7 protein-coding genes are annotated in these 17,169 nt (G+C 64.4%); 6 read left to right on the top strand and 1 reads right to left on the bottom strand.

Going from position 1 to position 17,169, the window contains the following annotated elements:
• Positions 1-101 precede the first annotated feature (101 nt).
• From LQ249_RS06500 to LQ249_RS06525, 6 genes are all read left to right on the top strand, one after another.
• Entirely contained in the window at positions 102-5,813 is a 5,712-nt protein-coding gene (locus LQ249_RS06500) for a membrane-targeted effector domain-containing toxin (protein ID WP_232566269.1), read from the top strand.
• A 444-nt stretch (positions 5,814-6,257) separates the two neighbouring features.
• Positions 6,258-6,749, top strand: coding sequence for a CS1 type fimbrial major subunit (locus tag LQ249_RS06505; protein WP_046384572.1), 492 nt, complete (start codon positions 6,258-6,260; stop codon positions 6,747-6,749).
• 114 nt (positions 6,750-6,863) lie between these two features.
• Positions 6,864-9,383 carry a TcfC E-set like domain-containing protein gene (locus LQ249_RS06510; protein WP_232566270.1) on the top strand — a complete coding sequence of 840 codons (2,520 nt, stop codon included), beginning with the start codon at positions 6,864-6,866 and terminating at the stop codon, positions 9,381-9,383.
• A gap of 118 nt (positions 9,384-9,501) precedes the next feature.
• A complete protein-coding gene (locus LQ249_RS06515; RefSeq protein WP_017844572.1) occupies positions 9,502-10,242 on the top strand; it encodes a hypothetical protein in 741 nt (246 codons plus the stop codon).
• The gene (locus tag LQ249_RS06520) at positions 10,239-10,709 is read left to right on the top strand and encodes a CS1 type fimbrial major subunit (RefSeq protein ID WP_017844573.1); all 471 of its coding nucleotides are present in this window, start codon (positions 10,239-10,241) and stop codon (positions 10,707-10,709) included. Before LQ249_RS06515 ends, LQ249_RS06520 begins: the two co-directional genes overlap by 4 nt.
• 41 nt (positions 10,710-10,750) lie before the next feature.
• Entirely contained in the window at positions 10,751-11,965 is a 1,215-nt protein-coding gene (locus LQ249_RS06525) for a hypothetical protein (protein ID WP_232566271.1), read from the top strand.
• Positions 11,966-12,008: 43 nt separating this feature from the next.
• Here the strand turns inward: LQ249_RS06525 and LQ249_RS06530 are convergent, their stop codons facing one another.
• On the bottom strand, positions 12,009-17,087 hold the full coding sequence (locus LQ249_RS06530) for an NEL-type E3 ubiquitin ligase domain-containing protein (RefSeq protein ID WP_232566272.1): 5,079 nt from the start codon (positions 17,085-17,087) through the stop codon (positions 12,009-12,011).
• Positions 17,088-17,169: the final 82 nt, after the last annotated feature.

Here is a 17,169-nt window from a genome sequence, read left to right on the forward strand (position 1 = left end):
AAGATCAGTCGACCAACGGTCGCGGCCTACTTAACTACCACCGTCCCGCGTGATGCGCCCAGCATGCTGATGGCTCTTCCCATGTGCATGGAGCCAGTGCGATGAGCACATTGATTTCTCCCCCTTACTCGCCAACCTCCTTGGAAATACGCGGTTATCTGCATCAGATCGGTCACCAGTTGCTCGAAACCGACACCCCGTTACTGTCCAAGCGGCCGCTCCCCGTCGAGTTACAACAGCTTGAAAAACTCAACCAGACGCTCACGGCGCACGCGCGCGCTCACTTCGACCGCTGTCGTGCGCTGTATGCCGATGTGGCGCAGGCCGACCTGCAAAGTGACGAGGGCAAGCAACGGCTGGCGACGCTCAAGCGCGACCTCACGGCGCACTTGCAGAAACTGGACGAAACCGGGGTGTTGGGCGGCCAAAGCCTGCGCACGTTCATGGCCAACGACGCCGGCCTGGTCGCGTTGGAACTCGAAGCCAGGCTCAATATCCAGGACTCTCTGCTGCATCGTGAAGAGGCCCGTCTGGTGCAGAACCTAGGGCTCGGGCCGAGCTTTCGACCGGGCATCTATGCGCTGACTTTCAGCTATCGAGCCCAGACGATCGAGTTCGCCGGGGCCTTTGTGCTGACCGAAAAAAACACCCCCGTGGTCGCGCAGCTGACCCCGGCCGACGATGCCGGCTACGTCGTGCTGTTCACGCCGGCCCGCGGCTTCGAGTCGTTCAGCTCGCTGGCCGAGATGAACCGCCGACTGCGCGAGACGATGGCGGTCGGCGGCTGGCGCAAGGAGTTCATGCGCCTGCTGCCGCGCCAGTACTGGGGGCTGTCCGTCATGGGCGTCTGGCCGCTGCAGTTGGTCCCCATCAACAGCGAACCGCTGTGCGAACACACCTACGACGCCAGGCTGGCCAAACGCGCGCTGGATATCGATTGGGCCTTGAGCCTGGACGCCAACCCCGACCATAGCGCCCGACAGCTGCTTGCCGAGTTGGACGACGCGATTCGCGCGGCCTTGCCCGACCTCAGCCCGCGCCTGGAATTGCGCGCCCAGCGCCTGCTCGACCGTTGCCTGGAGCACAGCGCCCCGGCCTGGTATCGCAACGCGCCGAGCCACCAGCGCGAGGCCCTGGCGCGGCAGCTGAGCGAGTACGACGAGGCCCGCCAAGCCCTGCTGAACCTGTTCGGCCATGCCGCCTCGCCGCAGGCCCTGGCGCGCTATCAGTTGCTCGAACAACTGGCCGCTGACCTGGAAATCACCGACCTGGACCCCGACCGCCTGCAAGTCCGCACGCGCCGCAGTGTGGCCAGGGTCGGCGCCTACGAGCAGAAACACAACCTGACCGCGCTGGCGCTGCGCGGCCTGCACACCGGCGACGAACTGCCCGGCTCGGCGTTTTTGCTCAATACCACCCTCACGTATGCCGACGCGCCACTGCCCGAGCGCTATCAAGACCTGACCCCGGCCTATCTGGTCAGCCTGCTCGACAGCCTCAAACCGCGTGCGGAGTTTGAGGCCGTGCGCCGCGAGTACTACGCCAAGCCGCAGATCCACGCCGCCATCGAACAGATGCTCGACCGCCGCATCAATGCCCTGGCCTACACGGCCACGCTGCAAAACCACATCACCGAGGCCGACTATCAACGCGTTACCCGCCTGCGTCGCGGCACCGACGCGCAACTGCACGCGAGCAGCGTTGCGCTCAATGGCTGTGTGCTCAAGGACCTCTGGCTGCTGCGCGAGCGCGACGAGCAGGGCGCGATCCAGCGCTTGCTGCTGTGTACCCCCGAAGCGCCGCAGGCCCAGCAGTTTCATGGGTTCGACACGGAAACCGGCTGCCAGGCGCATATCCTCGGCTGGTGCGCGGACGAAACCATGCGCGCTTATCTGCTGGGGCAAGTCGCCCTCAAGTCCCGTGCGGGTCTGGAAACGTTCATGGCTGGCCTGGGCTTCATTCCGGCGCGCCAGGAATATCGCCACGTCACCTTCAGCCAGGCGGCCGACCACGCCGATTGCCTCAAGGCCCTGCGCGCCCAACTGCTGGAGGTGCAGACCGACGATTACCACTGGGGCACCCCGACGTGGTACCGGGCCGCCACCGAGGCCCAGCGTCGACAACTGACTCAACTGGCGGAAAACGCCGAAGGCGCGGCGAACACCTATGCGCAAAACCCGTTATCCGACGCCCGCTTCATCAGCTTCGAGCGCTTCCTGCATGCCCAGGCCAAGACGCAGCTCAACGCCCTGCTGGGGCGCCAGCGGCAAAACGATGTCGACCCCGATACGGTGTGGGTGCATTACCCCAAAGACTTCCCGGCGTTGACGCGCCCCGCGTCGGTGTCCTACACCCGCCTGTATCGCGATGGTTATGAGGATTCGCTGGGGTTTCTCGACGCCAGGTTCGACACCGTCGCCACCTTCATGGGCCCGGCCGGGGTCGACCTGAGCAAGCTCACGCCGCGCAACGTCGCGCTTTCGGTCCGCGGCGTATGGATCGGCCAGCGCTACGCCGATGAAGTCCAGGCCAAACTGCAAAACCCGGCCAGCCCCGGTTATGCCCTGCGCCGCGACGCAACGCTGGCGATCAACCAGTTGCAGTTGCACAGCGCGGCGCTCGAATCGCGCCTCAAAGGCCATATCGCCCAGGTCGATCTGGATTGGTTTGAACGCGCCATCAAGAGCCTGGACGACACCTCGGTCGAGACGCGCAGCATCTACAACGTACATCGCCTGATGATCGACGGCGACTGGGTGATCGACACCTTGCTGTTCAGCCACGGCGCGAATCCGGTGTTGCTCTATACACCGCAGGCGCCGGACGGCGTGTTCTTGCGCGAAGCCCGGCTGTTCAACTACCTGCTGAAAAAAGTCGACGGCATGCTCGATTACTTCAGCGCCCGCGTCGGTGTGCAGTCCCGGGTGCGCGTGCGGCGTTTTCTGCAAACCGCCCAGGCCGGCCTGCCCGCAGACCTCAACAGCACCGACCTGAGCCTGGCGCGCTACGACGCGATCGAGCGCGTGCCGCCCGTGCTCGACCTGCGTCACCTGCTGCACGACATGAAGCTGCAACGCAAGATCGACGACGTTGCCGCCACCACGGTCAATCGCACCGACATGATCATGGGCCTGGTCTGGAGTTGCCTCGAACCGCTGATCGCCATTGCGACCGCACCGTTCCCGGTGTTGAGCCTGAGCCTGGGCCTGCTGCTGGCGCTCAAGGACGGCATGCTGGCCCTGCACGCCTACAACCAGGGCGACACCGATGCGGCGCTGCAACACTTCGTCGGCTACCTGAGCAACAGCCTCGGCGCGGTGTTCACCGACCTGCGCCCGGCACTCAAGTCCATCGGCCCGCTGCTCCGGCCGATGCGCCACCTCATGCGCCCAGCAGCGCCGCGCCAGGCCATGGCGTTGATCCAACAACTGCAGCCGCCGAGCCCCACGCTCGCCGGTATGCAGGCGGTGTGGTTCGAGGGCCGGCCGTTGTGGGCGGGCAAAACCCCCGATGCCCTGGGTCGCTATCTGCTGTTTCGCCAGGACCCGGTGAGCGGCAAACTCGTGTCGACCGCCCGCCTGGTCAACCAGAACGCCGAGGGCCGCTGGGTGCGCTCGGGCCTCACCGGCGGGGCGCCGAAACGCCCCGCGCCAAGCCCCCACGCGTTGCAGCGCTATGAAGTTCCGCCGGAGCTGGCCAAAGACTACGAAAGCGTTCTGAGCGTGGAGTTTCGCAACACCTCCAGCGTCGATGAGTTGTTGGGCGAGGGCACCCGCGACAGCCTGCTGACCTATGAAATGGCCCCGCTCCAGGCCCCTTACCTGCACGCCTACCTGCAGTTGCGCGGCGATGCCGACACGTTCTTCGCCCAGCTCAATCCCATCGTTCCCAGGGCCGATGTACTGGCCTTCGAAGCCAGCGCGAGCCATCGGCACATCCTGGAAAGCGCCTTCAAGGAAAACCCCGGCTTGGTGGTGGGCGCCGTGCCTGGCTCGCTCGCCGCCAAACAGCTGCTGATCGACAATATGCACACCCTCTACGAGCAGGGCGTGCGGCGCCTGTACATCGAGTACCTGCCGGCCGACCTGTTCCGGGGCAAACTGGACAAGTTCAACGCCGGCGGCAGCTACTGGCACATCAGCGAGTACCTGAAAAAAGTCGAGGCAGCCCTGGGGATCGCCAACGACTCGCCGCATTCCTATCGCGCCCTGATCCTTGCGGCGCGCCGGCAAAACGTCGCCGTCTGTGGGCTGGACGCGTCTACCGGCTACGAGGTGGACAAAGCCTTCAACCTGAAAAACGGCGCGCTGGTCAGCCCTCGGCCCAACGCCCAGCGAAACTTCTACTCCCACACGCTGATCGAGGCCGACATCGGCGCAAAACCCGGCGAAGGGTGGGTCGCCCTGGTCGACAGCCGCCGTCTCAACACGCACACCCAGACCCCGGGCCTGGCCGACCTGCAAAAGACCCTGAGTGTGCGCGTCGAAGACGTCGCCCCCGGCCAACCGGTGGGCGTCTGGAACGATACGCCCGGCGCGATCGTCGACGACCCGGCGGCCAAAGCCGACTTCAAGCTGACCCTGCAAACCGCCTACACGGCGCCCCCGGCATTTGTCACCGCGCCTGGCCGCGCAAACGCGTACAGCGAGTTCGACATCGACTCGCGGTTCGTCCCCGAGCTGCATGAAATGGGCAAAGGCGCGCATGCGTTCGACACCCGTTATGGGTCGCTCAACCCGAAAATCGCCGCTGCCGAAAGCGCCTTCCGCAAGACCCGCGAGCGCCTGAACACAGCGGCGCAGGCGTTCTTCAAAACCCCTGAACTGCCCCCCAGGCCGACGTTGCCGGACCTGCCGGCGAACACCACGCCCGCCGACTTTATCGCGCAAAGCTACCAACACGCTCGGGGGCTGATTGTCTGCGAGAGCCACGTCGAGCAATCGAGCAAGGCGCTGCTGATCGATCAGATGAAGGCGCTCAAGCAGCAAGGCGTCAAAACCCTGTACATGGAGCACCTGTTCACCGACCTGCACCAGGCCGACCTGGATACCTTCCAGCGCACGGGCGTATTGCCCCCAGCGCTCAAAGACCGCCTGTGGACCCTCGACCGGGGCCACATGCCCGAGTACCGCGGGCCGCACACCTACACCAGCGTCGTGGAAGTGGCAGGCAAACACGGCCTGCGCATCCGCGCATTGGATTGCGTATCGAGCTACCACACCAAGGGCATGAGCGCGCCGCAGACGTCGCGCATTGCGATGTTCAACTTCTTTGCCGGCGAGGTCATCCGTCAAGACCAGGCTGCCGAGGGCGCGCACAGGTGGGTGGCGCACATGGGCAATGCCCATGTGCATTCGGTCGAAGGGATTGCGGGGGTGGCCCAGACGCAAGGGGCGATCAGCCTGCGGCTCTCAGATGTACCGGCGGGCACGGCCAGCGAGCTGCGCTCAGGGCTGCAATGGACCGTCGCCTACGGATCGTCGTTGTACCCCAACCGGCTGACGGCGATCCGCAGCGACTTCACCCTGGCTGTCGGCGTCCCTGGCATGCGTCCTCCTCGCGCCTATGTTCCCGCCGATCGTTCACGCTTGACGCGACCGGGGCAGTTCATGGTCGAGCAGCTTTCACTCCATGAAGTGAATCTGGTGCATCACTCGCGCAGCGGCGAGATCCTTTCCACGCCGGTGCAGATCGACGATCAAGGCCGCTTCTTCATCGAGCGCTGGGCAGAACTGAAGGACGAGCGGTTCAGCGCGTTCGAACGGCTGCTCTCGGCCCTCGATCAGGTGGTGAAACTCACCCACGTCCAGTAAACCTGACCCCCCCTGCCGGCGCGGGCAGGGGGGGGAAAAGTCCAGATCCTACGTCAATAACACCGTCGTCAATCTAGGCGGTGGCCGTTGAAGGCGTAGAGTGATGCCCTCGTGTAGTTCCAATACTACAGATGTGAAGTTGTGCGTTAAGTGTCTCCTGATAACTGTACTGCTTTTATTGAATTATCTGTGTGTCATTAACGTCTTACAGTCGTTTTTTTAAAAATCGTATTTATTGCATTTCTTCCTCCAGCGTAATGGCCTATTGGCCTGCATGTTTCTCGGAGCTTGCCTGCTTACTTTTAAAGCGCATTGGTCGAATATTTCCCGGCGTTGAATGTTCAGCCAAACAATGAACATTGCGCCGCGCTGTTAGTTGGAAGTGAGTCTTGACTTGCTTTTTAGTTAACCGCCTTCCTTTAAATGACTACTAGGTATTCAAGCATGATCAAGAAGTTTGCTGTTCTGCTCCCGCTGGCTGTTGCGGTATTGGGTTCTTCGGCTGCCATGGCCGCCAACGATGCAAGCACCACGATCAACATCAAGGCCGACATCCCTACCAAGCAGTTCCACGCCCAGCCCCTGGACCCCAACTTCGGTCGCGACGAAATCATGACCTACAACACTGTGACCGGCGAACTGAGCACGCTGTCCTCGATGTTCACCCTGAAAAACACCGGTGGCTCGATCGACGCCTACCTGCAGGACGGCCCGGCGGCGCTCACCAACGGCACGGACTCGATCCCGCTGACCATCACCCTGGGCACCGTGGCCCTGACCGGTAGCCCGCAAGAAGTGGCCGCCGACGCAGAGTCCAACCCCGGCCTGCAAAAAATGATGACCATCAAGGCCGCCAAGCCGGCGGACACCCAGACCGGTCTCTACACCAGCGTCGCCACCGTGATCTTCGACAACGTGCCGCGCACCGCTTTCTAAGCACCCGGCACGCGATAAGGCCGCGCCTTATCGATCACACCCACCGCCCGCAGGTTGTGTTCGCCTGCGGTCGGTTTCCAGATGGTTTGCAGTTCGCCATAGAGTATTAAGTTCATGTTCCCGATGAAACCCATCGCGGCGGCGCTGGCCCTGCTTGCCTGTTCGGCTGCCTGGGCGGCGGCTGATAACAGTTATACGCCACGCAGTTTACTGGCTCAGGCGAAAGGTTTGCCGAGCGAATTCGAAGAGCATTTTTTTGATGTGCCCCTGGCCGTGCGTATCGAACGCGACGAAGTCTTTCTGGGCGAGGCGATGGTGATACTTTCGCGCGATGACCGCCTCACGCTGCTGGACTTTACCGATATCAGCGACAGCCCGATACAACCCGCTGAGCGCGATACCTGGAGCCACTACCTGCAACAAGGCGCGGCCCTGGGAAGTTGCACGCAAACCTGCCCGGAGAAGATGTTGGCGGTGCATTACAACCTGGAAAACTCGCTGGTCTCGATCCTCACGGAGAACGCCGAGCACGACACCGATCATCAGCGTTATTACCACCAGCCCCAGGACGGCAGCACGGGCTTGATTGTCAGCAACCAGTTGAACCTCAACGGCGGCCAAGCGCAGGAACTCGGCGGACGTTTCGGGGTTGAAGCCAGCAGTAGCCTGGGGAACTGGAGCCATGCGCTCAACCTGCAACTGGCACGCCTCGGCGGGCCGGACACCCAGCTTTATCACGCACTGTATTCGCTGTACGCCCAGCGCGAATTCGAAGGCCAGTTCCTGCGCCTGGGCTATTTCACGCCCACCTCCGAGGGGCTCAATCGCCAGCCGCGCGCGTTCGGCGCCGCGCCGGATATCGCCGTGGGTGCGATGCTCGGCAGTTCCGACAGCCTGGCCATCAGCAACCCCAAGCCCAGCGTGTACCCGATCTACGTCACCTCCAACCGCCAGGGCTCGGTGGAGATTTACCGCAACGGCCTGCTGATCAACACCCAGGCGGTGGCCGCCGGTTTGCAGAGCATCGATACGCGGCCGTTGCCCGGTGGCATTTATGAAGTGGAAGTGCGCCTGGTCGAGGACGGCCAGGTCACCGCCACTACCCAGGAGTTGGTGTACAAGCCCAACAACTGGCGCAACCATGACGAGCGCTGGCGCTACAACGTGTTCGCCGGCCGCGAAAGCACCTTGTTCAACAACTGGGAGCAACGCGACAAAGGCGACATGACCGCCGGCGCTTCGCTCAATTATTTGCTGCACCCGCGTGTGATCGTCGGCTTGTCCGGGCGCCAGGTGCAGGAGCGCATGCAATACGGCGCTTCCATCGACTGGACGCTGGCGACCCAGGCGAGCCTGTACGCCAACGTCTACCAGACCCAGGACCACGGCACCGGCATGGACGTGCAAGGCCTCTACAGTTATGGCGCCGGCAGCGTGATCGCCAGCCACAACCGCAGTTGGCTGGACACCCGCAACACCTACGACACGCTGCCCGACGGCACGCGGCTGCGCACCCGGCAAACCTTCGTCGGCCAGACCAGTACCTCGTCGCTGTCGATCAATCACCGCCTGATCAACCAGCATTCGCTCAATGCACGCCTGTCCCACAGCCAGGGCAACGTCGAGGGCGTCGGCCTGGACCTGGGTTGGAGCAAGCACGACCGGTTGTTCGGCAGCGATGCCAATTGGCGCCTGTCGCTGTTCGACCGCCCCGCCAGCCGCAGCACCGGCGACCGGCGCAACCGCGGCGTCGACCTGACCCTCAACCTGGCCCTCGGTGGGCCGGGCGAGCAGTGGTCGGGCAGCATCGGCTCGCGCACCTCGCGCGACGGCAAGCGTGACAACAATGGCTCGCTGACCTACCGCAAAGACCTCAGCGGCCATGTGCTGCAGAACGTCTCGGCCACCGTGCTGACCGATACCTACGGCGTCGGCCTGTCCGGCATGACCAGCTTCCACGGCGACATGCTCGCCGGCGATGCGTTTGCCCAGCGCTCCTCCTTCAACGGCAACCTCACCGGCGGCCTCAACCTGCACAGCACCTTCGCCGTCGGCGGCCAGAAGGTGGCCCTGACCAGCCAGTACCACGGCGACGGCGCGGGCATGATCGTCGATGTGGAAACCGACCTCGACGACATCACCCTGCGCGCCGACGACCTCAGCGGTGGCAGCACCGCGCTGCGGCCGGGGCGCAACTTCGTGCCGCTCACCGCCTACCGGACCGGCTCGGTGGCGTTCGACTTCGACGGCAACCACCCGCCGGCGGCGAACATCCAGCCGCCGCGCAGCGCCTACCACATCAACAAGGGCGGGGTGGACTACCGCAAGATCCGCGTGATGAAAACCGTCACCGTGCTCGGTCGCCTGCTCGACCCGCAGGGCCGCCCGCTCAAGGGTCATCACGTGATCAACCATGCCAGCCGTGGCGTCAGCGAGGTCGACGGGTTCTTCTCGATGGAAATGAACGCCGGCTCGCCCACCCTGGAAGTGCGCCGGGGCAACCAGTTGCTCTGTCAGTTCCGCCTCGACCCGAGCAAGGCCCGCAGTGAAAACGATGTGCTGATGATCGGCGACCTGCGTTGCACGCCGGATACCTTGGCCGATAGCGCATTCGAGCGGCCGACGTCGGGGTGATTCGCACAGGGTGTAAGCCATGAACATCGATACGGATAGGCCTGTTCGGGCGCGGGTATTTGCGCTTCGCAAGTCGAGTGGGTTGGCTTCAGGCCAACCGTTAATGAGGTGTAAAGCAATGAAAGTATTAGCCGCAATCCTGGGCGTGTGGATGGTTTCCCTGGGGGTCCAGGCGGGCCCGAATATCAACGTCGGCGTGGTCTATGACTACCTGGACGGGAGCAAGAGCAGCTACCTCAAACGCATCTTCAACGGCGGCACCAGCACCGCGTTCGTCAAGGTCGAGATCCTCGAAATCGTCTACGACGCCAGCGGCGTGCCCCAGGAAATTCCCGTGCAATCCCAGGCCGACGCCAGCGCCCGCGATGGCCTGATGGCCAGCCCCGCGCGCCTGATCGTGCCGGCCAACGGCATGCAGGGCACGCGCTTGCTGTACATGGGCGAGCGCGCCAGCGAGCGTTACTTCCGGGTGCGCTACATCCCGGTGGTGCCGGAAAAAGAGGACGCGTTTGCCCTGTCCGAAGAAGAGCGTGAGGAATATCAAAAGACCCTGCAGGCCGGCGTCAGCGTGCTGGCCGGTTATGGCACGGTGTTTTTCGTGCGCCCCAAGGACACCCGCTACGACACCCGCATCAACGATGGCGCCACCCGCTATGAACTGCGCAACAACGGCAACAGCGTGATCGTGGTCGACGAGTTCAAGAACTGTGTGGCCGGCAAGCCGACCGATTGCCATCCGACCACCAAGAACCACGTGCTGCCGGGGCGTGCCTTTACCTTCGATAAACAAACCGGGCGCCACTACACCTTCAAGCTGGTGGAAGGCGACACGCAGAAGAATCAAGAGGTGAAAGGATGAGCCGCTGGGCCGTGTTGGCGCTGTTGAGCGCGCTCAGCTTCAGCGCCCTGGCCGCCCGCGAGGAGGCGGTGTTCCAGGTGTCGGTCAAAGTCCCCACCAGTGACTTCTATGTATTGCCGCTCAACCCCGGCTTTCTGGAGCGTGAGCAAACCCTGAGCTGGAACCCGGTGACTGAAACCCTGAGTGCGCTGCGCGAGCCTTTCGATGTGAAAAACGTGTTGGGCGCGGTGGACGCTTACCTCGCCTATGAGCCGGTGCTGTTCAACGGCCGCGACAACATTGCGCTCACCGTCACCTTCAATCAGCAGGTGCTGGGGCTCGACGCGATGCGCGTGGTGCCGGAAGCCGAGGCCCGTGTCGGCAAACGGGTGCTGCTGGAAATTGCCGCGCAGAAGCCTGAGGACGGTTACCTCCCCGGTCAGTACTTCGGCAACGTGCAGATCATTTTCGATGCGTTGCGCCCATGAACCGGGGGCCACGCTTGAGTTTTTTCAGAACGAGTGAACCCATGCAAATCAAAAACAAGGTGTTGGGGCTGTGGTTGGCCGGGCTGCTGGTGGGGCTGCCCTCCGACGTAACGGCGGCCACCGTGGACATCCTGGCCTCGTTCCGGCCGGACCCCAGCCAGCCGGCGCGCAACGTGTTCAAAAACCACACGCCGCCGGGTAACAGCTATTGCACCTGGGCGCCGCAGTACTGCAACGAGACGCGCTACAGCATCGGTCTTCCGATCGATTTTCGGATGAGCGCGCCGATCGTGCCGGGCGGGGACGATCGCAATCATCTGTTGTTTCATGCGCCGACCGAACGCAGAAACATCACCGTCGTGCATGACGAAACGGGAGAGGCCGAAACCCTTCAGTTCCGGATCAGTGGCATTGGCATGGTGTTCCGGTGGCTGCGGCAGGACCCCACTGTGCGTTGGGAACACGATTATCCACCGCCACCGTGTCAATCCAGCGGGGTGAGTGTCGGCAACCAATGGCTTTTCGCGTTCACCTGGTTTTTGCCGGAAGGTGTCAGGGGGTGTGCGCAAAGAGCCGCCAGCCATATCCCCGCCGAGACATTTTGGTTCGATGGCCTCGGTTTCACCTACGAATTGGTCACGCCCGATCCCCTGGGGATGAGGGCCGGGACCTACCGCGGGCAGGTGACGTACAGCGTCGGGCCGCACAAGGACTTCGACCTGGGCAACGTGATGTTACCCAACGATGAGCAGATCACCCTCAATTTCATTCTTTCGGTCGATCACATCCTCAAGGTCGAGATCCCGCCGGGCGGTGAGCGCGTCGAGTTGCTGCCCCAGGGTGGCTGGCAAGGCTGGTTGAGCCAGGGGCGCAAACCGACGCGGCTGTTCAGGGACCAGACCTTCAACTTCTATTCCACCGCGCGCTTCAGGATCGGCATGGAATGCCAGTACGTCGAGGCGGCAGACAACACCTGCCGGATCCGTGACGCCAGGTCGGGGCGCTCGGTGCCGTTGCAGGTCGGCGTGACCATGCCCCACGGCATCGTCGACCCCGAGGGCCAGCCGGTCCAGCGCCGTCCGCTGCGGCTGGACGGCAGCGGCACGCACCTGTTGCTGTCGACGATGTTCGTCGACCGCAAGCCTGGCACCCTGCATTTCGAAGTGGCGCGCGACGATGTGGAGACGATGTTGCAGCCCGGTGAGTCCGGCACCTATGAAGGGAACGTCACAGTGATCTGGGATTCGGAGGTGTAACCCGCGGGGGTTGCAGGCGCGGGCATGCGCGCCTGCAGTGCCCTCACGTGTCGGACAACGGCGCCCGGTTACGCTGTTGAGCGGCGTTTTTCAGGGCTGTGCGGGTCAGGCCGCGCATCCAGTCTTTCTCCTTGTAGCCCAGGTCGTTGAGCAGGCGGTTGTAGAGCGCGTCGCTGATCGGCGTGTCGCTGAGCACGAGGTTTTCGGCCGTGTCCAGTTCGTCCGCCAGGGCCTTGAGCTGCTCGGCGAGCTGGGCTTTTTGCTGCGGCTCCCGTTCTTCGCGCCATTGCGCCTGCAGGGTTTGCAGGTCGTCCAGGCGGTAGAACTTGTGCGTGTACTCGGTGAGATTCTGTTGATAGCGGTTGTCGTAGGTTTCCTGCAGGAAGGTCTCCCAATACGGCTCAAGGAGGATCTGGTTGACCAGGCCGTCGCCCTGGCCCATTTCCCTTACCGTGGTGTACGCCTGCTGGATGCGGTCCGGGCTGACATTGGCGGTGTCGCGGTAGAGCATGTGGTCCGACAGCCAGGGCAAATCCAGCCTGTTGGCCAGGGCGGTCTGGTAGGCCAGGTGGATATCCACTTCGTCTACCTCGCCGGCCTCGCCGTCCACCAGCTCGGAGCGCAGGCGCTGGCCTTCGCCACCGGCGTCGATGGGCCGCAGGCGCCGGGCGACGTCCGCCTGGGCCACCAGGTTCAGGTGCTTGAGGCGCGCCGCGCCCTTGGCCAGGGTCACCAGCCGGCCTTCGAGTTCAGCCAGTGACGCGGAAAAGCGCCGGGCTTCGCTGGCCATGACCTCGATCCCCATCTCATTGAAAATCTGCGCGCCGCCGTCGCCGCACAAACCGGGGAAGCTCGACAGCTTGAACAAGCGCTCGCGCAGGGCGCTGTCGGCGTGGGTGGCGTTGATCAAGCGCCACACCCGTTGCGTCAGCTCCGCTTGGTTGCGGGCGTAGCGCTGCTGGTCCTGGGGGTTCTCGAAAAACTCGGGCGGCTCAAGCAGCTTGATGACTTCGAAAAAGCCCTGGGAGCCGTGTTCGTCTTCGACGGCGTCCCACAGCTGCTCGCGGACAAGCCGGGTGTTGGCGTCGACGCCTTCCAGCCAGGGATCGCTGCTGCCCTGGGGCTCATAGGTGCGATACGGGTCCAGCCCGGCCTCGCTGCGGTAGCGTTCGTACAGAGTGCGCTGATCGTCGTTCAGCGTGTTGCGGTCCAGGCGGGTGCGCGCCACGGTGCGCGCAGCCGTGGGTTCCGGCGTCAGGGTGGGCAGGGCGCGGATCGGGTTGCCGCTCAGGTTCAGGTCGAACGCATCGTTCCTGGGGTGGGCAAACAGGCCGCGGGGCCATTGGCCGATCTGTGTGTGGCTGAGGTCGAGGCGGCGCAGGTTGGGCATGCGCGTGATGTCCGGCGCGAGGCTGAGCGGGTTGTGGCTGAGGATCAGGACTTGCAGGCGGCGCAGGTTGCGCAGGCGCGTCACGTCTTCGGGGAACAGGGCCATGCGGTTGCTCGCGAGGTTGAGGTTGCGCAGCAAACGCATCGCGCCAAGCTCGACCGGCAGGCTGGTCAGGTGGTTGTCGCTCAGGTCCAGGGAGTGCAGCGCCGGGAAGTGCTTGAGCAAGCCGCAATGGGTTTGCCCGACGCTGCTCTGGCTCAGGTCCAGGAACGTCACATGTTCAAAGTTGACGGTCAGCGCGGGCAGCGATTCGGGTAGCGGCATGCCGTTCAGGTCCACGCGCGCGCCGTGTTGGGTGCGGCCCCAATCGTCGGTGTATTCGGCGTAGCGGTCGGCCCAGGTCTGTTCGAGGAGCAGCGCCAGGCGTTTGCGGCTGGCCAGTTGTTGACGCTCCTGGACGCTGCCTTTGGGGTGATGGGTGGGCGATTGTTTCCAGGTCTGCAATTGGCTGTGCAGGGTTTGTTTCTCCAGGGTCAGGTCGTTCAGAGTGGTGCCCAGTTGGTCGGTGGGGATCGCCTCGATGAAGCGGCTCAGCCGTTGCTCGCTGAGGCTCGGAAACAAGCGTTGCAAGACCTCCCTGGCAAACGTCGCCGGGTGATCGGCAGGCGCGGCGCGGCAGCGGCTGAGCAGCGGGCCGCCGAGCAACTGTTGGGTGTGCCGCTCCATCACCCGGTGAGTCGCCGGCTCAGCAAGGAGCGTGCGGCGCTCGGCCAAGGGTTCCAGGGCGGTCATCAGCCAGCGCCGCAGGTCTGCACCTTCGCCGGGGCGGTAACCCAGCCCGCTGTGCGACGCGGCGGGCAGGCTCGACAACACGGCTTCGTACAGATTGGCCGGGCGGTGCAACGGTTGGCCGGCGCCGTCATAGACCGCATAACCGAGGCTGTTGTGGACCAACACCCGGCGAGTGGTGGCAGTGTCCGGGCCGGCCTGGCTGCGCAGGGGGCCGGTGACGGCGCCGTTGCGGATTTCAAGGTGCAGGTCGCTGAGCACGTCGGCGTGCAATTGCAGGGTCTTGAGCACCAGGGTTTCCGTGGCCGGGCTGGGCGACGCCGGTGGATAGAAGCCTTCGTAGGCGCGTGCCGCCTCGGCGGCCACGTGCAGCTCGTCGGCCAGGTTGCGCAGGCGCAACGGCCCGCGCCGGTGCGCGGCCAGGGCCTGGCGTTCGGCGGGGCGGGCGGTGTCGAGCAGGCGGCGGGCCAGGCTCAGGTCGAGGTCGGGATGGTCGTGGCGCAGGCTGATAATGCCGGGGTCGTCGCTCTCTTCACGGGCGCGGTAGACCGCCGGGGCGATGTCGCGGCTCTGGCTCAATACGTAGTCGGCCAGTTGCTCGCGTAACGCGTGTACCCGCTGCGACTTCGGCACCTCGGCGCCCAGCAGGCGGGTGATTGCCGCTTCATCGAGAAAGCCCAGCACCCGTTCCGGCAAGTGCCCGGACAGCACTTCGCCGAGGCTGATGCGCAAGGTGTCGGCGGCGCTGGCTTGCGCAGCGCCATAGCGGTGCGAGCTGCCGCTCAGGTCGGGCTTGAGGAACACTTGCAGCGCTTTGTTCCGGGGCCAACCGTCGAGTTCGGTGACCATCTGCTCGAACCAGTCCGAACTCGGGTCGGCGCTCAAAGCCTGCCCGGCGCGGATTTTTTCGCTGGCCGCCTGGATGGAGTCGGCCGCTTCGAGCCGTTTGAGGCCGGCATCGAGCAACGGCGGCAGTGTTTCGTTGTACTCGTACATGCGGCGTAGGGCGCCGTCTTCGGTGGCGCTGGCGACCCTTAGCTGTTCCAGCTGCGTGTCACTGAACGGTTGCACCCGATGCCCGAGACGTCGCAGCAACTGCGCACGCTCCCAGGTGCGCGGGCGTTCGCCCTCGTGGGTCGCCGCGCCGTCGCCGTTCAATTGCAGGCGCGGGCGGTAGGCGTCCGGGCGTTCGGGGTGGACCACGCGGTGCGCGTCGCCGAGCGGGTCGTATTGCACCTCCAGGTGATGGTCGCCCAGGGCCAGCAGGGTTTTGCCGTCATGCTGATGCAGGCCCGCGGGCGACGGTATCGAATCGGCGGGGATCGGGGTTTTCCGGGCGAACGCGCTGATGTCCGGGTTCCACAAGCGCCGGCTGCCGTCGGCCCGCTGCACCGGGACCAGGCCTTCGATGAAGGGCGAGAGCTTGAGCCGCGCCAGCTGACCGATGTGGCCGCCCGCGGCAAACAGGGCGAACTGGATCACGCTGTCGGCCACCCCCGCCACATGTTCCCAGGCTTCGGTGCGCCGGCCTTCGCTCCAGTCGACGACGCCTTCGCACACCTCGTCCATGATCTGGTAGGCGCTGTAGACCAGCATCAGTTCGCCGAGCACCGGTACGAAGGGCGTCAGCACCAGCAACGCGGCATTGAGGAGGTCGGCGAGCATCTGCTCCAGGTTGTCCCACCAGGCCCAGCGGGCGTGGCGTTCGACGTCGGTGCTGGACACGGCGATAGTCCGCGCATCGTTGACGATTTTGTTCAGTTGCACGCGATACAGGTAGCTCCACAGGGTGTCCGCGTGGGGTGTCGGCGGGCGTTGGCGATAATCGTCCTGCCAGCGTTGCACGCTGAAGTGCAGGTTGGGGTCGCTGATCGGCGTGTCCTTCCAGCTCGGTCCGCTGTCGGTGCGGGCTTTTTGGTGCCATTGGATGTGGCTGAGGCGCGCATTGAGCCCGGCAAAAAAAGCCCCGCGCTCGGCATGGGGCACGAACTGGCTGAAGAACACCTGGTAGCGCGCCTTGTCGCGCAACTGACGGGTCAGTTCGGCCATGAACGCCAGGGGCGACGGGTATGCCTTGAGCGGGTGTTCGGGGTCTTCGGCGACATAAGCGATCACCCGAGGGCCTGGCGCGGCGATAAACAGCACGATGCCCACCAGCGCGACGTTCATCACGCTGAGGGTGTAGGCCTGGAGCGGGCTCGGCCGGTCGTTCAGCAGGTCAAGCATCGAACCGTGCGTCTCGGGCTCGAGGTCGCCCTTGGCCAGGGCCAGGTGGGCGGCGCTGTTCAGCGCGGCTTTGTGGCGTGCGACCACCTCGTCGTGAACCGTGCGGGCCAGTGGCGGGTTATTGAAGCCGAGCGCCTGGCTGAGCTTGAGTTGATACTGCGCGCCGAGATCCAGCTGGCGGCAAATAGCTTTGAATCCCTGCGCCGTGAGGCGGGCGCCGCTGGTGCGGTGGGTGATCGACAGCACATCGCGCTGGCCGCGCGCATCGCTCGGGCCGAGGAAGGCGAAGTCGAGAAAGTCGTCGCTGGCGGCGAAGTTGCCCAGCGCCGCATCGAGCAATGACACGGTCTTGCTGGTCTGTGCGCCGCTGATGTTGATCTTCCACCAGGCCAGGCTGGCTTCGACATAGAGGCGCAGGTAGGTGTTGCGCACATCCACCGCGCCATAGTCGCGCAGGGCGTGTTTGAGCAGCGGTTCGGCGAAGGCGTACACGTCGTTCAACGCGGCGAGCCGTTGGTCCAGGCGGTTTTGCCGCTGCCAATGTTCGGCAATGGCGGCCTTGAGCGGGGCCGGTGCGGTCAGGCTGTTGAGGCGCGCGGTTTTCAATGCGCCGAGGCGTGCGGGCGTGGCCTGGGTGAGCCAGGCCGGCAGGGCGTTGCGGATGTGCGCGTAGTGGGCGCCGTTGAAGGCGCTGTCGAGTGACGGTAGAGCGGGCATGGATCAAGTCCTGTAAAGGGTGATCCATGAGTGTGTGTGGCGGCGTCGCGCCGCGGTGGCAGATAGGTAGTGCAGCCGGGCG

This window comes from Pseudomonas sp. 7-41, assembly GCF_021233075.1.
Classification (GTDB): domain Bacteria; phylum Pseudomonadota; class Gammaproteobacteria; order Pseudomonadales; family Pseudomonadaceae; genus Aquipseudomonas; species Aquipseudomonas veronii.

What these genes read in the sequence shown, in the direction of transcription:
- LQ249_RS06515 (WP_017844572.1), top strand. Translation starts at nt 9,502, where the DNA reads ATGAAAGTATTAGCCGCAATCCTGGGCGTGTGGATGGTTTCCCTGGGG.
- LQ249_RS06520 (WP_017844573.1), top strand. Translation starts at nt 10,239, where the DNA reads ATGAGCCGCTGGGCCGTGTTGGCGCTGTTGAGCGCGCTCAGCTTCAGC.
- LQ249_RS06530 (WP_232566272.1), bottom strand. Translation starts at nt 17,087, where the DNA reads ATGCCCGCTCTACCGTCACTCGACAGCGCCTTCAACGGCGCCCACTAC.
- LQ249_RS06525 (WP_232566271.1), top strand. Translation starts at nt 10,751, where the DNA reads ATGCAAATCAAAAACAAGGTGTTGGGGCTGTGGTTGGCCGGGCTGCTG.
- LQ249_RS06510 (WP_232566270.1), top strand. Translation starts at nt 6,864, where the DNA reads ATGTTCCCGATGAAACCCATCGCGGCGGCGCTGGCCCTGCTTGCCTGT.
- LQ249_RS06500 (WP_232566269.1), top strand. Translation starts at nt 102, where the DNA reads ATGAGCACATTGATTTCTCCCCCTTACTCGCCAACCTCCTTGGAAATA.
- LQ249_RS06505 (WP_046384572.1), top strand. Translation starts at nt 6,258, where the DNA reads ATGATCAAGAAGTTTGCTGTTCTGCTCCCGCTGGCTGTTGCGGTATTG.